The following is an 18,190-nucleotide window of genomic DNA, read 5'->3' as shown; positions in this document are numbered from 1 at the left end:
ATGAAGAGGAAAAGGCTGCTTTCGTTTATTTTGCGGGTGTTTTTTACACAAGCGGTTAAAAAATCCCCCGATGGCGTTTTCGGGGGATTACGATTTTCGGTTTGTAAGAGAGCCCAACACTTCTCCCATTTTCACTTGAAGTGAGGGATGCAGGCGCTCGGCAGGGAGAAAGGTGTCTTTTTCAAACAGGAGAATAACGGTTGATCCGAATGAAAAATAGGCGATTTCTTCTCCTTGGCGCCATTCTTTTGAATCCGACAGTATGACGATCGAATTAATATACATCGCTCCGACTTTCACTAACAGGGCTGATCCAAATTGATGCTTGAATTCTGAAATCATCCTGTGGTTTTTCGTCAGCGGCGATTTTCCGTACGTCAATCCTATATGATTCACCGGGTAAGAAGCGTTTCCCAGCGAATATTGTTTTTCAAGCGTGCCGTGCGCCGGACTGTGGATTCTGTGGTAGTCTTTCGGGCTTAAATAGATGATGATATATGTTCCGCCCAAATAGCGGCCTGTGACTTCATCTCTGCCGATCATTTCTTCGAGCGAGTAAGGTTTATTTTTCACGATAAACTGTTTATCTGATGAGATCGTGCCCATTTCCTCTATAACCCCGTCTACGGGGCTGACCAGGCTGTTTGGATCTGCGGGGAGCGGGCGCGCCCCGTTCTTCAATTTTCTGATGAACAGTTCGTGCAAGCTGTTAAAAGAGCCGGCATCTTCCAGCATTTCTTCTGTGTTAATATGAAAGGTTTTGATATAAGAAGAGATAAGTGGTTTGCTGAGCTTTGACTGAGCAAACTTTTTCAATGCCCGGGACATGCCCTTTTTATTTGTCAACTCAATCAAAAATCGGTAAAGCCGCTTTTTCAAGCTGTTCACTCCTTTTGTTGTCATCCGGAAAGCAAGTGGCTTTTTATATGACTCCGATCGTGTAGCCGACCGTAATAAAAACGAGACACCAAATAAACGCTCCTGAACCGGCGTACACCAGAAACCTTTTCATTTTCATTTCGTTCATTCCGGACAGATAGCATGTTACATGGCGAATTCCGGGAATAAAATAGCCGAATACGATCGTCCACGGGCCGTATTTGTCAAACCAGTGATGAACAGTATCCATTCTTTTCGGCGTCAGACCGATCCATTTGCCGAACCTGTCCAGCAGCGGCTTACCGATTTTCTTCCCTAAAAAATAACTGATGAGCATGCCTGATATGGCCCCTGAAAAACTGATCAAGAGTGACAGCCCATAGTTTAATATATGAATAGAAGACAGATACCCGACAAAGGTCATCATCACCTCATCGGGTATTGGAAGGCCTACGATTCCGAGGACAAGCATGCCGAATATCGCAAAATACCCGTAGTGGGAAATCAATTCTCTTGCCAACTCCATTAAACCCTAGCTCACTTTCTTCAATAGTTTTTTTCCTTTTAGACTGATGACTTTGATTTTGCTGACCATGAGATAGGACAAAAATAAAGTGACCATAATGAACGTCTTTTTGCCGAGGATATCGCATAAAAGGTTGAGACACACCAACATGGTGCCTGCAGCCGTAATAGGCAGTCCCGTAAAATAATCCTGGTTCTCTGACTGAATATTAAAACGGGCCAGCCGAAGTGCTCCGCAGACAGGGAACAGCAATGTAGAAGGGAGGCCGAGCAGCGGAGCATCATGAAAAACGATCGAATAAGTAATAATAGCTGGAGCTACTCCGAAAGTGATAATATCAGCCAATGAGTCCAACTCTTTTCCGAACAGGCTGACTGCATTTAATTTCCGCGCGGCCATACCGTCAAGGCTGTCCAAAATGGCGCCGATCACAACAAATATGATCGCCAAGAATAAATACCCTCTGAATGCCAGCAATATCGAAGACAAGCCCGAAACAAAGTTTCCAATCGTAATCAAAGAAGGTATGATTGTTTTTTTCAATTGTTTTCGCATCCTTTAAGTCAAACCATTTTATATAGAAATTAAACAATATTTAATTGTATACGATTTGCATTCTATCTGCAATAAAATTCCTGTAATGCATTTTAACCAGACTTTCTCATCATACCATAAAAGTGGTAAAAGCGTTGGCGTCATCAAAAAAATTTAAGATTTATTAAGGTGCAGTGAAAAAAGAATAAGAGAGCATGGCTGCTCTCTTATTCCATTAATCTATTACCGCTCTCGGCGCATCTGCTCCGCCGATAAAACCGGCAGGCGCGAAAATCGTTAAGACGTAAGGGCAAAGGGGCGCATGGACCCGATAATGCTCAAACACTGCACCGATCAAATGCCATTTTCCGAATACGAGGGCGGCAAGTGCGATAAATCCTTGGCTTGTGAAAAAACCCCCCCTTCCAAAGCAGCAGAAGGGGAGGGGGTTTTTATAAATATTGGTTGATCACGTTCATGTCGTTTGTATTTAATTTATATTGGAAAACGGGCCTTCCGATGGTCCCGTAGGCCATTTCCACGTTAAGCACTTCGATTTCCTCGAGAAACTTCAAATATTTGCGGATTGATACTTGAGAAATTTCCGTGTGATTGGCTAAATCCTCGGTCGTGAATGTCAGGCTGTCAAACGATCTGATGCTTGACCAAATAAGCTTCAGCGTGCTTTTTGTGAGCCCCTTTGGCAAGTGCACTTTTTCGGGCGCCCGTTTTTTTTGGAAAAGCTCGAAGTCCAGCTCTTTTTGACTGATATTCCGATTGCTTGAATAGATTTGCTGTTTCCGCTTGTAATCGGTGAGGGCGGTTTGAAAACGTTCAAATTCAAACGGCTTGATTAAGTAATCAACTGCTCCGAAGCGCAGCGTTTTTTGCACAACATCCATTTCGCTTGCGGCCGATATGACAATGACATCGACTGACTGGTTTTGGCGCCGGATTTCTGTTAACAGCTCGACTCCGTTCCTGCCAGGCATATAAATGTCAAGCAGGATCAGGTCGATGCGCTGCTCTCTTAGAAAAGAGACCGCCTCCTGAAAAGAAGCGGCAATCCCCTTCAGCTGAAATCCGTCTATTTGACTGAGGTAGCGCTTATTCAGCTCTCTCACCATTGGGTCGTCTTCAACGATTAATACATCAATCATAGTCATCCTCCTTTGGTTCGTACGGAATGCGGAGACTGAATGTCGTTCCTTCATTTTTTTCGCTCGTCACGACAATATGTCCATTTAAATTTTCAAGGCTTTGTTCGACAAAATAAAGCCCGAATCCCCGGTTGGAACCTTTTGTTGAAAAGCCTTGATCAAACATTTTCTGCTGATCTTCTGTTGAAATGCCGATTCCCGTATCTGTCACTTCAATATCAAGCTGACCGTCATGGTACCGAAATGATATTGAAATGTTCTTTTTATCAGAAGAAGAGACGGCGTCCAAAGCATTGTTGAGCAAATTTCCGATGACGGTGATGAGGTCGTGGATCACCGCTTGGTTTGCTGTGTTTGGAATCCTTGTGCTGCAATGGACTTCCAAGACGGCTCCCTGTTCTCTAATATAGCTTTGCTTGCCGAGCAAAAAGCCGGCAAGTACAGAATTCTTAATGTGGTTGATGATTTCGCTCGTTTCAGCCTGCTGATCAATCGCGATGTCTTTTATATAGTTCCCAAGCTCATCATAATTTTTTAATTGGACGAGTCCAAGAATGACATGCAGTTTGTTCATGAATTCGTGGGATTGCGCCCTTAGCGCGTTTGCGTACATCTTAACACCAGACAGCTGTTCAGCTAAGTGTTTGACCTCCGTTTTATCACGAAATGTAGCAATCGCTCCGACAATGTTTCCTTTTTTTAAGTGAATCGGAACCTCGTTGAAGACAAGCTCAAGCCCATTGATTCTGACATCCCTGTCATTGACCGGCTTCTGTGTTTCGATGACTTGTTTCAGCCTGCTGTTTGGCAGAAGTTCGCCCACATCACGATTAATCGGATTTTCATCGATCCCCATTTTTTTGAAGAGGCGTTTTGCTTCCGCATTGGCAAGCTTGATTCTGCCGGTTCGGTCGACGGCTAGAATTCCTTCTTTCGTCGATTCAAGCATCGCGCTCCGTTCGTTCAGCAATGTTGCAATTTCATACGGCTCCATGCCAAACATGATCGTTTTCACTTTTCTTGCCACGATGACAGCACCGATGACGCCGGCACAGATGCTGAGGACAATGACCGTATATAAAGGGCGGAGGTTTTGCTCGATGATCTGTTCGATTTCATGAAGGGTGATGCCGACCGCGACAGCGCCGACTTGAGTTCCCTTTTCATTATAGACGGGGACGAAAGCCCTCAGAGATTCTCCGAGCGTGCCTTTTGCCGTACTGATATGCTGATGTCCTTTCAGTACCTCTTTTTCATCTCCGCCCGCAAATTTCTTTCCGATTTTATCCGGATCGGGATGGGTTTTTCGAATGCTGTTCATATCCATGACAACGACAAATTCGGTCTTTGTCACCTTTTGAACGCGGCCTGTGTAATGTTGCAGTTCTTTGTATTCGCCGCTTTCAAGCGACTGTGCTGTTATCGGAGCTTCAGCGACCATCTCCGCTGTCTGGAGCGCAATCGTCTGTTCCTGCTCCCGTATATCTCTTGCAGTTTCAGCTCCAATCATAAAAAAAGTGATCAATAAAGAGATGAAGACGACGACACAGACAAATATCGTCAGCCGGGTCTGCAGTTTTAATGTTTTTTTCAATGGCGATTCCTCGCGATCTATTGATTAGTCAACAAGTAATACTTTACAGGGAAATGGCGAATTTGTGAAGAATCCAGCATCTTCTCTGATAGATCATCGAAATAAAAATATGGAAAATATTCTTGTCAACAGGTCCTAAGTCGTACATAATGAATGATGGAACATATCAGAAAGGGTCTTTTTTTATGAAAAATACGTATATAACAGGGTTTTTTCCGTTTTTTGCAATTCTGCTCTTTAGTTCATCATTGGCCATCTCTTCCGTAATGTACGCCATGGAGATGCTGTCTTCTCTCGGCATTTATGAAGGAATGCTCGAATTTTTTTCTGAGGGCGGCATCAGAATGGCTTTGTTTATAGTGTTTGCGCTGATTTTTTTTATGGTGTTTTCAGCGCTTAAGCTCATCGCCAATACTGTGACAGAGCTCTCACTTTTGTTTTTTGCCAAAGATCCTGAAGGAGCAAACTTGAAAAAAATGAGGATCGGCTCCTTGGTTTATCTTGGCGCGAGCCTTTTATCCTTTATTTTTGTCCAATATCCCTTGGGTATTGCAGCGGTTTTTCTGCTGGCGACGCTTGCCTACCTTGTTTTTATCGTGTATACGATCCACGGTACGCTTTCATATTTTTCATTAATCGGTTTCATTATGTTTCAGCTGCTGTTTTGGTTTACATTTATGATCGGTACGATCTATATCATCATCAAGCTTTACAACAGCATCATGGCCAGCTTGCCTGTATAAGAGGCCGGGGGCAAAAAAACCGGAGCATGGACGCTTGTCCAGAGGCTCCGGTTTTTTTATGAAAGAAATCTTTTTCTGATATCAGGACCGGGGATCATGCATTCGTTTTTTTGGCCAAACCATTTATAGCGGTTTTTCGCGATCAGGCTGTAAACTGCGTCCCGAAGCGGCCGGGGAATGATCAAAAAGACGGCAGCTGCCCGCCACAGTCCGGGGAGGCTTTTCAACACGTGCAATGCCGCCGATGATTTTTGGTATACCCGGCCTTCCTTGATCAATATAAAGCTGTCAAAATGATCGGTTGGGAGCTGATAGTGCTTGAGCAGCTCCCCGCCGATGTCAGATTGCAGAGAAGCGAATGAAAACAAGCCTTTCGGATCATGTTTAATGATGAATTGAACAGCTCCGTCACAAAAATTGCAGACGCCATCAAAAAGAACGATGCGATCAGGCATTTCCGTCATAGGCTCTTGATCTCTCCCTTCTCATACTTTAATTTGCGTATTGAAGCGTCCCTTTCCATATCAAAAGATGAGGCGCTGCATGATGAAGAAATTCGACATTGCCTTTTTTCTCTTTTCCAACCCATACACTCATTGTATACGTATCCGTCAATCCGACAAACCACAGGTCTCTATAGTCGTTGGACGTCCCCGTCTTGCCACCGACATATCCGCCGCTGAAATTGGCTTTTCGTCCGGTTCCTTCTTTGACAACCGCTGACATCAGCACACGCAATTGGCTGTTTGTCCGCGGGCTGAAGACCTGTTTCGGTTTGTCTTTCCACTTGTAAAGCGTTTTTCCCTTTAAATCCGTAACCTTTGTGATCGCATGGTTTGGCGTGTAGCTGCCGTCATTGCCAAACGTCGTATAAGCGTTCGCCATCTCAAGCGGTGAAAAGCCATCCGTAAACCCGCCCAGTGCGGCTGGGAGACGATAGTCCTTCGGATCGATTTTTTCAAAGCCGAACGGCTCTAAATAGCTGAACCCTTTTTGCACGCCGACTTGGTTTAACGCCCGGACTGCCGGTGTATTATAGGAATTTTTAAATGCCGTTTTGATCGACACGGTTCCATATGTTTTTTCATTATAGTTGTTCGGGCAGTAATCCTTGCTGCAAAATCTGCTGGCATCGATCATGCTGCCGGCCGTAGCGCCCGTTTCTTCAATATAAGGTCCGTAGTCAAGCAGCGGTTTGATCGATGATCCGGGCTGCCTGTGGGCTTGATAAGCCAGGTTAAAATCGTATTTCTTATAATTTTTTCCGCCTGACATGGCGACAATTTGATGGGTTTGATGGTCGATGACCACAGCCCCGCCCTGTACACCTGCATAAGGAAGCCTGCTTTCCACTTGCTGGACGACCCGGTTTTGCATGGCGGGATCAAGCGCTGTATAGATTTTAACTCCGCTTGTCAGAAGGGAGCTGATTCGGTTTGAAAGCTCTTTTTCGATTTTGTTCTTCTCTTCTTTTGTTTTTGCCTTTTTCAGCCGTTTGTCAAACCCTTCAGAAGCGGAAACCAATTCGGTGAATTCATCATCGACGTATGTCGCATAATCGGGATAAGCATCCTTCTTTTCTTTTACATCAAGCTTAATTTTTTGTTTAACCGCTTTTTTATAGTCTTTTTCAGAAATGACCCCCGCTTTTTTCAGCCCTTCAAGGAGCCGCTTTTGACGGGTTTTTGTGTAGTCAAAATGTTTCAAAGGATCATATAATGTAGGGTTATTAGGAATCGCGCAAATAAACGCCGTTTCAGCAAGGGTGAGAGATTTCAGAGGCTTGCTGAAATAAAAAGAAGATGCAGATCCAATTCCGTATACGCCATTATTAAAATAAATCGTATTTAAATATTTCTCGAAAATTTCTTCTTTTGATAGCTTTTTTTCAAGCTGATAGGAGTACAGAAGCTCTGTCAGCTTCCGGTCGAAGGACCGTTCATGGCTCAAATACAAGTTTCGCGAGAGCTGCTGTGTAATCGTGCTTGCTCCCTGATCAATTCCGCCTTTTTTGAAATTGGCTACTGCGGCTCTGGCCATCCCGATGAAATCAAACCCTTTATGGTGAAAGAAATGGCGGTCTTCCGAAGTCAGAAACAGCTGCTTAACATGCTCGGGGATGTTTTCATAAGAGACAAACACCCGGTTTTGGTGATCTGAAACAATTTCAGAAATCAGGGCTCCGTCCCTGTCATACATGTAGCTGTTTTGTACAAGGCCGATATCCTTTAAATTGATTTTTTCATCGAGCACTTTGTCGAGAGGCTTCATTTCTTGGGCTTCCCGACCTGAGGCCATTAAAGTATATACAAATATAGGAATTAACATAATCAGCAAAAACCATCCAATAATCGAACGCAACTTGGTCACTCTTTGTCACTCTCTTTTCGCTAAAATTCTAGCCATATCGTACCATTTTTTTTGAATATGGAGAAGGATAATTTAATAGATTTGCTGTTTTTTATACTGTCAGCTTGCTTTTGCCTCGGATTTCTTTTGTTGGGACCTTTGGAACAGCAAAAGGCAGGCTCCGCTGAAAAAGAGAAAAGCGGTTACGTAAAAGGCGGCAGAAATGCCAAAATAGCTTGATAGAATTCCGCCGAGGACCGGGCCGATGACATTGCCCAAAAATCTGAAACTGACGTTATACCCAAGCACTTCCCCCTGTATCGAGCCTGGAGCTTGGAGGCGAATGGATGCCGTGATGCAAGGAATCATTCCGCCTAAGGCGATGCCGAACAGGAATCTGAAGACCACGAGCGTTTCATACGATGATGTCAGCCCTTGGGGGATAAAACAAACCGCTGCTGAAAGCGAGAGAATGACTAATATTTTTCCATGGCCGAATCTGTCGCCCAGAGCTCCCCACTTTCTTGCGGCCAAAAGGCTGCCGAGACCGGTTGCTGAAAAAGCCAATCCGGAAAAGAATGCGAGGTTTTGAGTGCCATGCAGCTCACTGACATACAGGGCGAGAAGCGGCTGGATGCTGAAGTTTCCCACTTGAATGACAGCCGTTAAAATCATGACTGTTATGAGCGACCGCTGATTTAAAATCGTTCGCAGAACTTGCTTTCTTGTGTATGTGATGGAGCGGTCGCGATTGGATTTCAGCGGCCGTTCCCGAACCCCGGCAAATACGAGGAGAACAGCGCCATAAATGACAAATGCCGTGATAAAAAAGGTATATGTAAAACCGACATGATCGGCAAGAAGCCCGCCGAGCAAAGGGCCGAATAATCCTCCTGAAACCGTGCCCATCTGCAATGTGCCAAGCATTTTGCCAGCTGCTCTTTTCGGCGTCTGGGCTGAAATCATCGCCAGTGAAGTAGGGATGAAGCCTGTGACAAGACCCATTGCCATTCTTAGAAAAAACAGCTCATATACAGATGAGACAAGGGACATCAGGAGAATGCTCGTTCCGATGCCTGAACCTGTAATCAGCAGTATTTTTTTATAGCCGTGTTTATCACCAAATCTCCCCCAAAAAAGGAGAGACCAAAAAAGCCATCAAAAATGTGACGCCAAAAACATATCCGCTCCATTTTTGCGTGAACCCGTCGGGATAGCTGCCGAGCGTCTCAATATAGAGTGAAAGAAACGGAAGAACCATGGTGGAGCTTGCCGCCATAAAAAAATTTGCAAACCACATGATGACAAGGTTTTTCTTATGAACAGAGATGTGAATCACCTTCTTCAAAAATTGAGTTCCATTTTCATTATAAAGGAAATTTGGAAGAAGGATGGAATGCCTGCATTCCAGAGAATGAAAAACAGGCATTTGAAGGAATTTTCGTCATTTTCAGAAAATATGAGCTTAAATATAGAAATATAATGATATAATAAAAGAAAGATGAACGGATTTTGCATACAGAACAAAGGTCTTGGGTCTGAACCAAACCAAATCGGCTGTCCTCAGTCCAAAAGTTTTTTATATTGCGATAAGAAAGGCAGGTGTGAAAATTGAATCCAAGCACCTTACTTGTTATTGATTTTGAATTTACAATGCCGGAGGGGAAATATCATCCGCAAAATTTTTTCCCGGAGATCATTGAAGCAGGGATTGTAAAGGCGGTTGATGATGAGGTGGTTGAGACGTTTTCAAGCTATATAAAGCCAAAGAAGTTTCCTAAATTAACAAGGCGCTGCAAAACATTTTTGAATATTACCCAAAATCAGGTTGATCAAGGCATCCCGTTTCAGTCCTTTATAGAAAAACTGAGAGAGCTTGATTCAGAGCAAAACAGCGTCATTATTACATGGGGAAACATGGATATGAAAGTATTAAAGCAAAATTGCATGTTTAACCACGTTCCGTTTCCGTTCAAAGGGGAGATGAGGGACTTGTCTATGGAGTACAAGGAATTCTTTGGCGACAAAACGCTGACGAATTTGTGGAAAGCGGCTGAGGAATATGGAGATTCAGGCACGGGAAAACAGCATAAAGCGCTTGATGACGCCATGACAACGTATAAATTATTTCAGCTTGTTGAACGGGATAAACAGTATTTGGAGAATCCAAAACCGACGACGATCGGCGACCGGGTCGACCTTTCCAAGGTATTTCCGCATGCCACATAAAAAACCCAATCTTAAACAGAAGATTGGGTTATTTGTTTGGAAAATATTCTTTTTCAAGTGCGGCAGCACATTCTAACGATTTTGCCGCATAATCGGACGGATCGTTTAATAATTTTTCTTTAAAGCGGTTCAGCGCCTCGCGAAGCGAATCCTCGTAATTCGGAACCGCACCGTCGAACGGCTTCACCATATGATGCGGAATATTTGTCAGTTCGCGATAAGCGAGAGCCTTTCTTTCATGAAAAAAAGGAACTTCCGCATGTTTGGGGTGGTGGAGATCCCCCTGCTTCGGATGGGTTAAAACGGCGAGAATTTTGACTAAATAGTGCATCGGCTTGATATCTGTAATTTCACCAATGTACACGCCTGTTTTATAAAAACCTTTTACCTTATCTCCGACTTGAAACTGATTCACTGTGTCTGCCTCCTCATGGTATGATAATAAATGGAAAGAACAAATAAACGGGGAGGAAGAAAAATGGCGCCGCTTCTGATTCAGTTTATGCTTTATTTTCCTGAAGATAAAAGAGAATATATCCCTTCTTTTATCACGCTGGCTATTTTCTTTATCATCGCTCTTTTTGTATTCCGGCTGATCATCAAACATTCAAGAAAAGAAGCTGAAAAAGCGGAAAAGCTTGAAAGGGAATTAAAGCGAGAACCACAAAAACGATAAGAAGAGCATCCGGCGATAGCCGGAATGCTCACGAAAAAGCCGTTTTCAACCGGATCAGCCCGTCTTTTACAACAGACAGTGAACATCCGACATTCATTCTCACAAATCCTTCTCCGCCTGGGCCGTACTTCGGTCCCGACTCAAGGATCAGCTTTCCTTTATGAATGAGCTTGCGTTTTATTTCCTGATCTGACAGTCCGAGCGCCCGGCAGTCAAGCCAGGCTAAATATGAAGCATCAGGCTTCATCATCTGAACATCAGGGAGCTCTTTCTCCAAAAAGCGGCGGACCTCTTCCATGTTATGTTCAATATAGGAAATTAAATGATCCAGCCAAGGTTCGCCTTTTGAATAAGCCGCCTCAATGGCCGCGACCGCGAATGTGTTTAAGGAGTGCAGCCCTTGGCGCTGCATCACTTGTGTGAAAGCCGCCCTCTTTGCCTGATCGGGAATCAGGATGGCTGATGCCTGAAGCCCTGCCAAATTAAATGTCTTGCTCGGAGCGATGCATGTGATGGAAAGCTCCGCGAATTCGGGTGATATAGAGGCGAACGGTGTATGCTGCCTTCCATTCAGCATCAAATCCGAATGGATTTCGTCGGAAACGACTGTGACGCCGTGGTCAAGGCAAAGTTCACCAAGCTTTGTCAACTCTTCTTTCGTCCAGGAACGGCCCGAAGGATTATGCGGATTGCAAAGAATAAACAGCTTCACATCCGGTTCGCTCAGCTTTTTCTCAAGATCGCGAAAATCCATCTCATAGCGCCCGTCTTTTTCAATTAAAGGATTATGTAAAACAGTTCGTCCGTTCTTCGTTACCATGTCAAAGAACGGGGGATAAACAGGCGGCTGCACGATGACCTTGTCTCCCGGCTCAGTGAATGCTTGGACTGCCGTGCCCAGCGCCGTTACAATGCCGGGGCTGAAGATGATAGACGATGGTTCGCTCTCCCAGCCGTGGCGGCGGCTGAGCCAGCTGACGACAGCTTCTTTCGTTTTGGCATTTGCCGACGTATATCCGAAAACACCGTGTTCCAAGCGCTGCTGAAGCGCGTCAATAACTGCTTGAGGTGCGCGGAAATCCATATCGGCCACCCACATCGGCAGCGCGTCATTAACGCCGAACAATTCCTGCGTCAAATCCCACTTTACAGATTGTGTCCCGAGTCTGTTATGTTTTGTATTAAAATCCATGATCTCACCTCATGTGTTTTCATATGTTATACATTAACGATGATAGCAGGAGATTGCAATGTTTAAGCAAAGAAAGTCCCCGTAAAAAAAGGAGTGACTGCAGGATGGAGTGGAACAGTATACTTGAATGGGCCTTTCAGCGCCATCTTAATCCGCTGAGCTGGTATATCCGTCCGGTGTTTCTCGTTGTTCTCGCTTATTTTTGCTATAAGCGAAGCTGGAAGGGGGTCATCATGACATTTGTGCTGATGATGAGCAGCATGTTTTGGTTTCCTGTCCCGGAAACGGTCAACCCTGAGATGCAAACTGTTTTGGACTACGAGCTCAAGCTCCTGTCCGACCCTGTTACAGCCATTTTAACGATCATTTTTATGATGGGATTTCTCGTGCTGATTGGCACGGCATTTTGGAAGCGCTCCTTAACGTGGGGGTTGGCCGTATTGAATGTGACGCTGATCGGCAAGGTTGTACTGTCGCTGTTTTTGACGGGAGAAAGCGGTTGGGCGCCTCTTGGCAATACACTTTTTGGCCTCGTTCTGGTCAATGGCATCGGTCTTTTTTTGATCGTCCGGCGGCGGAAAACCAATAAGGCGGACCTCTAAAACGGTGTTTTATATCGAAGAATTCGCAGGTTATGATACAATAGCTTTGTAAAATTACAGGTTAAGCGGTGATAAATATGAAAGAAAGTCAGGCGGCAGCTCAAATCATACACATCATAAAAGAATGGGACCCATTCCAGGCCGGGCCTGATTTTTATGAAACGGAAGCCGCGGAAATCGTTCAGGCCGTCTATACGGAAGACGACGCAGGACAGCTTGGAAAGACGATTCAAACCGTTTTTGAAGTGTCATTTGATCATGTGCTGCCTCTGGAAACATGCATAAAGCTTGCAGAGCGGCTGCTTGTGATCAAGGACAGCAGTTCCTGCTGAACATCAAAATGCATTCACTCCGTAAAACTGTTTAAAAACCGCCGGACGGCGGTTTTTTTATGTCATGATGAAATCGACGATTTTGTCTGAAACATAATCAGGATTTTCCTCAGGAACGAGATGCCCGGTATGTTTTAAAGAATAAAACATAGAATTGGGCAGATCCTGATGAAGCCTTTTTCCGATCTGAACCGGAACGACGCGGTCTTCTTCCCCCCAGATCAAAAGGGAGGGGGTTTCTATTCTTTTTAAATCGTCTGGTGTTAAATCGCCTTCCCTGTGTCTGATCAGGCGTGCGAGCGCTCTGAATATCTGATCGTCGAGAAAAGGCTTTAAATAGCCGTTGATCATTTCCTGATCGATTAGAGAACGGTCATAGACTACATTCATAAGGTTTTTCAGTACACCCTGTTTAGCCAGCCAGCGTTTGATATACAAATAGAAATAAGGGATGTGGCTTCCGAAAATCAGCGGCCGCGGTGAGCGCTTTAAATATCCTGAACTGCAGAGCAGGACGGCTTTTTTAAATAGTTCCGGCCTTTCTTTTATGGCATAAAGCGAGATTTGGCCGCCCATTGAATGGCCCACCAAGACGGCTTCTTTAATATGCAGCCGTTCGATCAGCTCGATGACCACCCTGGCCATGTTTTGATAGGTATAGACGAACGTCCGTGATTTTTCCGACTGTCCAAACGGAGGCAAGTCAATGGCAATTAAGTTAAATTCATCCTTCAAAAGAGGAATAATCTTTCTGTAGCAGAACGAAGAGGAAAGAAAGCCGTGTATTAAAATAAGCGTTGTTCTGCCTGGATTTTCGTAATGTTCATAATATATGTTGACACCTTGAACGGTTTGCATTGAAGGTTTTGTTAACAGCATGATCAAAATCACTCCGAATGGTTTTCTTTCATGTAAAACAATCTGACTGTATGTTGTCAGGCCAGTCAGAGTATGTTATTTATCGTACCCGAAAAAATTTTTTTCACGCTGTATTTCGCTTTTTTTTTACCGACTTACAATCGCTGAAAAACGTGCTATAATATTCAGAAGATTTCTTGACATATAAAGGTGTGATAACAGATGAAACTAACCGAAAAAGAAACAGAAATATTGGAAATTCTAGAGGAGAACAGCCGGCTGGAACCTGAAACCATCGCCAAAATGGCGAATATTTCTCAGGAAGAAACAAAAGCGATCATTGAAAAGCTTGAGAAAGAAAAGGTCATCATTGATTATTCAACGATGATCGACTGGCGTAAAGTGGACGGCCATGAAGGCGTAACGGCGATGATTGATGTCAAGGTGACGCCAAAGCGAGGCGTCGGTTTTGACGAAGTGGCCGAACGCATTTACAGGTTTCAGGAAGTTGAATCCGTTTACTTAATGTCTGGCGTCTACGATCTCTCAGTTGTCATCCGCGGCAGAACGATGTCGGATATTTCGCATTTCGTGTCCGAAAAATTATCGACTCTTGATTCCGTCGTATCGACAACCACCCACTTTATTTTAAAGAAATACAAGCACGATGGTAAAGTTTTTGACTCCGGTGATGATGACAAAAGAATCGTGGTGTCTCCGTAAAATGAGATCAACTTATATATCCAAAGCAGCACAGCAAATCAAACCGTCCGGCATCCGCAAGTTTTTTGATCTCGCATCTACCATGGAAGGCGTCATTTCCTTGGGTGTCGGGGAGCCTGACTTTGTTACGGCATGGAATGTCAGAGAGGCGAGCATCCTTTCTCTTGAACAGGGCTACACTTCATATACGGCAAATGCCGGTCTGCCCTCTTTACGAAAGGAGATCAGCGCTTATTTAAATAAACGCTTTCATCTTGACTATTCGCCCGAGGATGAGCTGATTGTGACAGTAGGAGCGAGTCAGGCCCTCGATATCGCAGTCAGGGCGATCCTAGACCCAGGGGAAGAAGTGCTGATTCCTGAGCCGTGTTTCGTCGCTTATGAGGCGCTTGTCTCTTTGGCGGGGGGGAAAGCGGTTCATATTCATACGAATGCAGCGCGGGGATTTAAGGCAAGGGCGGAAGACTTTGAAGAAGCTTTGACGGAGCGGACAAAAGCAATCATTCTTTGCACTCCGTCAAATCCGACCGGTTCGGTTTATTCAAGAAAAGAGCTGGAAGACATCGCAGTTTTTGCGGAAAAACAAGATCTGATTGTCATTGCCGATGAAATTTATGCCGAGCTTACATATGATGAACCATATACAAGCTTTGCGGAAATCAGCGGAATGAAAGAGCGGACGATTTTAATATCCGGATTTTCCAAAGGTTTTGCCATGACGGGTTGGCGTCTCGGATATGCCGCGGCTCCGGCTTTTTTACGGGAGCCGATGCTTAAAATCCATCAATATTCGATGATGTGTGCACCGAGCATGGCTCAATTTGCAGCAGAGGAAGCGCTTAAAAACGGAATGGAAGATGTTGAAAAGATGAAAAAAAGCTACCGGCGCAGACGGAATGTGTTTGTCGACAGCCTAAATGAGATTGGGCTTGACTGTCACCAGCCGGGAGGCGCTTTTTACGCGTTCCCTTCAATTGAAAAAACAGGCATGAATTCCGAGACGTTTGCAGAACAACTTCTCATGAAAGAAAAAGTTGCCGTCGTTCCGGGCAATGTATTTGGCCCGAGTGGTGAAGGCTATATCAGGTGCTCCTACGCTTCCTCACTCGAACAGCTTCAGGAAGCGCTCGCCAGAATGAAGCGCTTTGTCGAAAAGATATAGCCGCTCATTTCTCGAGAACAAAAAAATGCGCACCTTTTATTAGGTCCGCATCCAAAATAAGGGGGGAATACTAGAAAGCCTTTATTATTCTTTAGTATTCCCCTTTAGCGTGTGTTTTAAACATCGATTTTCAACAAAAAGTTTTTTGCTTAAAAGAGACTTGTATGATATAATTATTTATTGCGTATAAAAAGAGATTAAATTCATAAGATTTAGGAGTTGTTAGTTATGACAGCAAAATTTGAAGTGGGCAGTGTTTACACTGGAAAAGTGACTGGATTACAGGCGTATGGAGCGTTTGTTGCTTTAGATGAAGAAACACAGGGACTTGTGCATATTTCTGAGGTAACACATGGTTTCGTTAAAGATATTAATGAGCACTTGGCTATCGGTGATGAAGTGCAGGTGAAAGTTCTTTCTGTAGATGAGGAAAAAGGAAAAATCAGCCTTTCAATCCGCGCTACACAGGCAGCTCCTGAACGAAAAGAAAGCAAGCCTAGAAAACCAAAATCAGTCCAAGCTGAAGATGCGGCTGCTCCGCAAGGCTTCAACACTTTAAAAGATAAGCTTGAAGAGTGGATCGAGCAGTCAAACAGAAAAGATTTAATTAAAAAGTAAGCTTAACAAAAATAACTCCGGCCTGCGCCGGAGTTATAGATTGTTGACAAAATCCTAAAACGGTTTAAAGTTTTAGGATTTTGTCATCCTTTCAGCGTGATTGAAAACCTTTGCAGTCTAGGAAGGCCGAGCATCGGAGCGGAGCGAATGTTGGAATTCGTGAGCACCGACGCGCAGGCCTGACAACGAAAGCGAGGGTTTGTCGACACGCTGATAACTCCGGCCTGCGCCGGAGTTATTTTTTTATGCCGGCTACCGCATTTCCGGCTGTTTGGCTTCTTCTCCGGCGGTTTCTTCAGCCGGTTTAAATAAAAGGCCGAGATTAATCAGACCAGCAATTCCGACAAGCGCATAAATCGTGCGGGAAAAAGCCGATCCAGGGCCTCCGAAAATGGCCGCTACCAAGTCAAATTGAAAAAATCCTATCAGTCCCCAATTGATAGCTCCGATGATCGTCAATACCAGTGCAATGCGCTGAATAACACTCATTTATTTATTCCTCCTTTTTTAGTCGTGAATCATTTATAGATTGTGACCGTTTTGGACAGTTTATGCGTATAAAGAGCAGATCGCTTTACATGGCGGACAACGTTTTAACATAATAGTGGTTAAAGGAGGAGATTGCATGGATAACTTTACATATTGGAATCCCACGAAACTGATTTTCGGCCGCGGAGAAGTTGAAAAGCTTTCAGAAGAGGTTAAACACTATGGCCGGAATATTTTGCTCGTTTACGGGGGAGGCAGTATTAAACGAAGCGGTTTATACGATCAGGTCATTTCTATCCTCGAAAAAGCGGGGGTAGCCGTTCATGAACTGCCCGGAGTTGAACCGAATCCGCGCGTCGCTACAGTCAATAAAGGGGTAGCAATCTGCAAAGAGAACGATATTGATTTTCTGCTGGCAGTTGGAGGCGGAAGCGTCATCGACTGTACGAAAGCGATCGCCGCGGGTGCGAAATATGACGGCGATGCCTGGGACATTGTCACCAAGAAACATATTCCGACTGATGCGCTGCCGTTCGGAACGGTTTTGACATTAGCGGCGACTGGATCGGAAATGAATTCAGGCTCTGTTATTACCAATTGGGAAACCAATGAAAAGTACGGATGGGGAAGCCCGCTTGTATTCCCTAAATTCTCGATACTTGATCCGGTCAACACCTTCACGGTGCCTAAAGACCATACGATTTACGGCATGGTCGACATGATGTCCCACGTGTTTGAACAATATTTTCACCATACCGAAAATACCCCTTATCAGGACCGGATGTGCGAGTCCCTTTTAAGAACGGTGATTGAAGCCGCTCCGAAGCTTATAGAAGACCTTGAAAACTATGAGCTCCGCGAAACGATTCTTTATACTGGGACAATTGCGCTTAACGGTATGCTTTCAATGGGCGCGCGCGGTGACTGGGCGACTCACAATATCGAACACGCTGTCTCTGCGGTTTACGATATTCCGCATGCCGGAGGGCTTGCGATTCTTTTCCCGAACTGGATGAAGCACACGCTGTCTGAAAATGTCGGCCGCTTTAAACAGCTTGCCGTCCGCGTATTCAATATTGATGAAACAGGCAAAACTGATCGTGAAGTTGCTTTGGCGGGTATTGAAAAGCTTTCCGAGTTTTGGACAAGCCTCGGAGCGCCAAATCGCCTCGCCGATTATGACATCACGGATGAAAAGCTTGATCTTATTGCTGACAAAGCGATGGCCAACGGAGAATTCGGCCGCTTCAAAACGTTGAATAAAGCGGATGTTCTGGCTATCTTGAAGGCTTCTTTGTAGAGTTTCTGAAAAGACGGCTCAGGTAGGGTCCTCCTTCCTGAGCCGCTTTTTTATTTGTTGTCATTTTGACAAAAATGAAAAGTGCATGAAGAAATCGGGTATTTTTGGCCGTTCAGCCGCCGCATGCCAGGTGCCGTACCTTTTTCATCACTTGATTTAACGAAAGAGTTCATATAAAGTGAAAAGGGAAGAGGCTGTCGCCGTAAATCGACATGTTTAACAAC

21 protein-coding genes and 1 pseudogene are annotated in these 18,190 nt (G+C 44.6%); 9 read left to right on the top strand and 13 right to left on the bottom strand.

What is annotated here, in order from left to right; translation table 11 throughout:
• Window positions 1-87: 87 nt before the first annotated feature.
• The 6 genes from RBH91_RS17650 to malK all read right to left on the bottom strand — a co-directional run bounded on the left by RBH91_RS17650 (window position 88) and on the right by malK (window position 4,693).
• On the bottom strand, window positions 88-879 hold the full coding sequence (locus RBH91_RS17650; protein WP_076762166.1) for a phosphatidylserine decarboxylase: 792 nt from the start codon (window positions 877-879) through the stop codon (window positions 88-90).
• A 43-nt stretch (window positions 880-922) separates the two neighbouring features.
• Entirely contained in the window at window positions 923-1,405 is a 483-nt protein-coding gene (locus RBH91_RS17645; RefSeq protein ID WP_307892374.1) for a DedA family protein, read from the bottom strand.
• 6 nt (window positions 1,406-1,411) lie between these two features.
• On the bottom strand, window positions 1,412-1,948 hold the full coding sequence (gene pssA / locus RBH91_RS17640) for a CDP-diacylglycerol--serine O-phosphatidyltransferase (RefSeq protein WP_076762164.1): 537 nt from the start codon (window positions 1,946-1,948) through the stop codon (window positions 1,412-1,414).
• 226 nt (window positions 1,949-2,174) lie between these two features.
• Complete coding sequence (locus RBH91_RS17635) at window positions 2,175-2,297, bottom strand: hypothetical protein (protein ID WP_404802450.1); 123 nt, start codon at window positions 2,295-2,297, stop codon at window positions 2,175-2,177.
• 94 nt (window positions 2,298-2,391) lie between these two features.
• Window positions 2,392-3,099, bottom strand: a complete 708-nt coding sequence (locus RBH91_RS17630) for a response regulator (protein ID WP_076762163.1) — start codon at window positions 3,097-3,099, stop codon at window positions 2,392-2,394.
• Window positions 3,092-4,693: a malate sensor histidine kinase MalK gene (malK, locus tag RBH91_RS17625; protein ID WP_307892373.1), complete on the bottom strand. Its 1,602-nt coding sequence runs from the start codon at window positions 4,691-4,693 to the stop codon at window positions 3,092-3,094. Before malK ends, RBH91_RS17630 begins: the two co-directional genes overlap by 8 nt.
• Window positions 4,694-4,878: 185 nt before the next feature.
• Here malK and RBH91_RS17620 point away from each other — a divergent pair, with 185 nt between their 5' ends.
• Window positions 4,879-5,436 (top strand): YufK family protein, encoded by a 558-nt coding sequence (locus RBH91_RS17620; RefSeq protein ID WP_076762185.1) that lies wholly within the window; start codon window positions 4,879-4,881, stop codon window positions 5,434-5,436.
• Window positions 5,437-5,492: 56 nt separating this feature from the next.
• Here RBH91_RS17620 and RBH91_RS17615 read toward each other — a convergent pair whose 3' ends face one another.
• The 3 genes and pseudogenes from RBH91_RS17615 to RBH91_RS17605 form a co-directional block, all read right to left on the bottom strand.
• Entirely contained in the window at window positions 5,493-5,900 is a 408-nt protein-coding gene (locus RBH91_RS17615) for a thiol-disulfide oxidoreductase DCC family protein (protein ID WP_307892372.1), read from the bottom strand.
• A gap of 28 nt (window positions 5,901-5,928) precedes the next feature.
• Entirely contained in the window at window positions 5,929-7,806 is a 1,878-nt protein-coding gene (locus tag RBH91_RS17610; protein WP_192855980.1) for a transglycosylase domain-containing protein, read from the bottom strand.
• 99 nt (window positions 7,807-7,905) lie between these two features.
• Window positions 7,906-9,085, bottom strand: a pseudogene (locus RBH91_RS17605) (MFS transporter).
• Between the two features lie 311 nt (window positions 9,086-9,396).
• Here RBH91_RS17605 and kapD point away from each other — a divergent pair.
• Window positions 9,397-10,014 (top strand): 3'-5' exonuclease KapD, encoded by a 618-nt coding sequence (kapD, locus tag RBH91_RS17600; RefSeq protein ID WP_307892371.1) that lies wholly within the window; start codon window positions 9,397-9,399, stop codon window positions 10,012-10,014.
• A gap of 28 nt (window positions 10,015-10,042) precedes the next feature.
• On the opposite strand, the gene RBH91_RS17595 is transcribed toward kapD, so the two are convergent.
• Window positions 10,043-10,429 (bottom strand): kinase-associated lipoprotein KapB, encoded by a 387-nt coding sequence (locus RBH91_RS17595; protein ID WP_307892370.1) that lies wholly within the window; start codon window positions 10,427-10,429, stop codon window positions 10,043-10,045.
• Window positions 10,430-10,492: 63 nt separating this feature from the next.
• On the opposite strand from RBH91_RS17595, the gene RBH91_RS17590 reads away from it, so the two are divergent.
• Entirely contained in the window at window positions 10,493-10,690 is a 198-nt protein-coding gene (locus RBH91_RS17590; RefSeq protein ID WP_307892369.1) for a hypothetical protein, read from the top strand.
• Window positions 10,691-10,718: 28 nt separating this feature from the next.
• Here RBH91_RS17590 and RBH91_RS17585 read toward each other — a convergent pair whose 3' ends face one another.
• A complete protein-coding gene (locus tag RBH91_RS17585; protein ID WP_307892368.1) occupies window positions 10,719-11,882 on the bottom strand; it encodes a MalY/PatB family protein in 1,164 nt (387 codons plus the stop codon).
• Between the two features lie 104 nt (window positions 11,883-11,986).
• On the opposite strand from RBH91_RS17585, the gene RBH91_RS17580 reads away from it, so the two are divergent.
• Both RBH91_RS17580 and RBH91_RS17575 read left to right on the top strand, forming a co-directional pair.
• On the top strand, window positions 11,987-12,484 hold the full coding sequence (locus tag RBH91_RS17580; protein WP_307892367.1) for a hypothetical protein: 498 nt from the start codon (window positions 11,987-11,989) through the stop codon (window positions 12,482-12,484).
• Between the two features lie 77 nt (window positions 12,485-12,561).
• Window positions 12,562-12,816, top strand: a complete 255-nt coding sequence (locus RBH91_RS17575) for a DUF1871 family protein (protein WP_148956427.1) — start codon at window positions 12,562-12,564, stop codon at window positions 12,814-12,816.
• A 57-nt stretch (window positions 12,817-12,873) separates the two neighbouring features.
• Here RBH91_RS17575 and RBH91_RS17570 read toward each other — a convergent pair whose 3' ends face one another.
• Complete coding sequence (locus RBH91_RS17570; RefSeq protein WP_076762154.1) at window positions 12,874-13,695, bottom strand: alpha/beta fold hydrolase; 822 nt, start codon at window positions 13,693-13,695, stop codon at window positions 12,874-12,876.
• 201 nt (window positions 13,696-13,896) lie between these two features.
• Between RBH91_RS17570 and RBH91_RS17565 the strand changes: the two genes are divergently transcribed.
• The 3 genes from RBH91_RS17565 to yugI all read left to right on the top strand — a co-directional run bounded on the left by RBH91_RS17565 (window position 13,897) and on the right by yugI (window position 16,177).
• A complete protein-coding gene (locus tag RBH91_RS17565; RefSeq protein ID WP_076762153.1) occupies window positions 13,897-14,397 on the top strand; it encodes an Lrp/AsnC family transcriptional regulator in 501 nt (166 codons plus the stop codon).
• A gap of 1 nt (window position 14,398) precedes the next feature.
• The gene (locus tag RBH91_RS17560; protein ID WP_307892366.1) at window positions 14,399-15,559 is read left to right on the top strand and encodes an aminotransferase; all 1,161 of its coding nucleotides are present in this window, start codon (window positions 14,399-14,401) and stop codon (window positions 15,557-15,559) included.
• A gap of 228 nt (window positions 15,560-15,787) precedes the next feature.
• A complete protein-coding gene (gene yugI, locus RBH91_RS17555) occupies window positions 15,788-16,177 on the top strand; it encodes a S1 domain-containing post-transcriptional regulator GSP13 (RefSeq protein ID WP_076762151.1) in 390 nt (129 codons plus the stop codon).
• Between the two features lie 252 nt (window positions 16,178-16,429).
• Here the strand turns inward: yugI and RBH91_RS17550 are convergent, their stop codons facing one another.
• Complete coding sequence (locus tag RBH91_RS17550) at window positions 16,430-16,666, bottom strand: DUF378 domain-containing protein (protein WP_076762150.1); 237 nt, start codon at window positions 16,664-16,666, stop codon at window positions 16,430-16,432.
• 136 nt (window positions 16,667-16,802) lie between these two features.
• Here RBH91_RS17550 and RBH91_RS17545 point away from each other — a divergent pair, with 136 nt between their 5' ends.
• Window positions 16,803-17,966: an iron-containing alcohol dehydrogenase gene (locus RBH91_RS17545; RefSeq protein WP_307892364.1), complete on the top strand. Its 1,164-nt coding sequence runs from the start codon at window positions 16,803-16,805 to the stop codon at window positions 17,964-17,966.
• The last annotated feature ends 224 nt before the right edge of the window (window positions 17,967-18,190 follow it).

It is taken from the genome of Bacillus swezeyi (assembly GCF_030908325.1).
Taxonomy (GTDB): Bacteria; Bacillota; Bacilli; order Bacillales; family Bacillaceae; genus Bacillus; species Bacillus swezeyi.
This window is presented reverse-complemented; position numbering and strand designations above follow the sequence as displayed.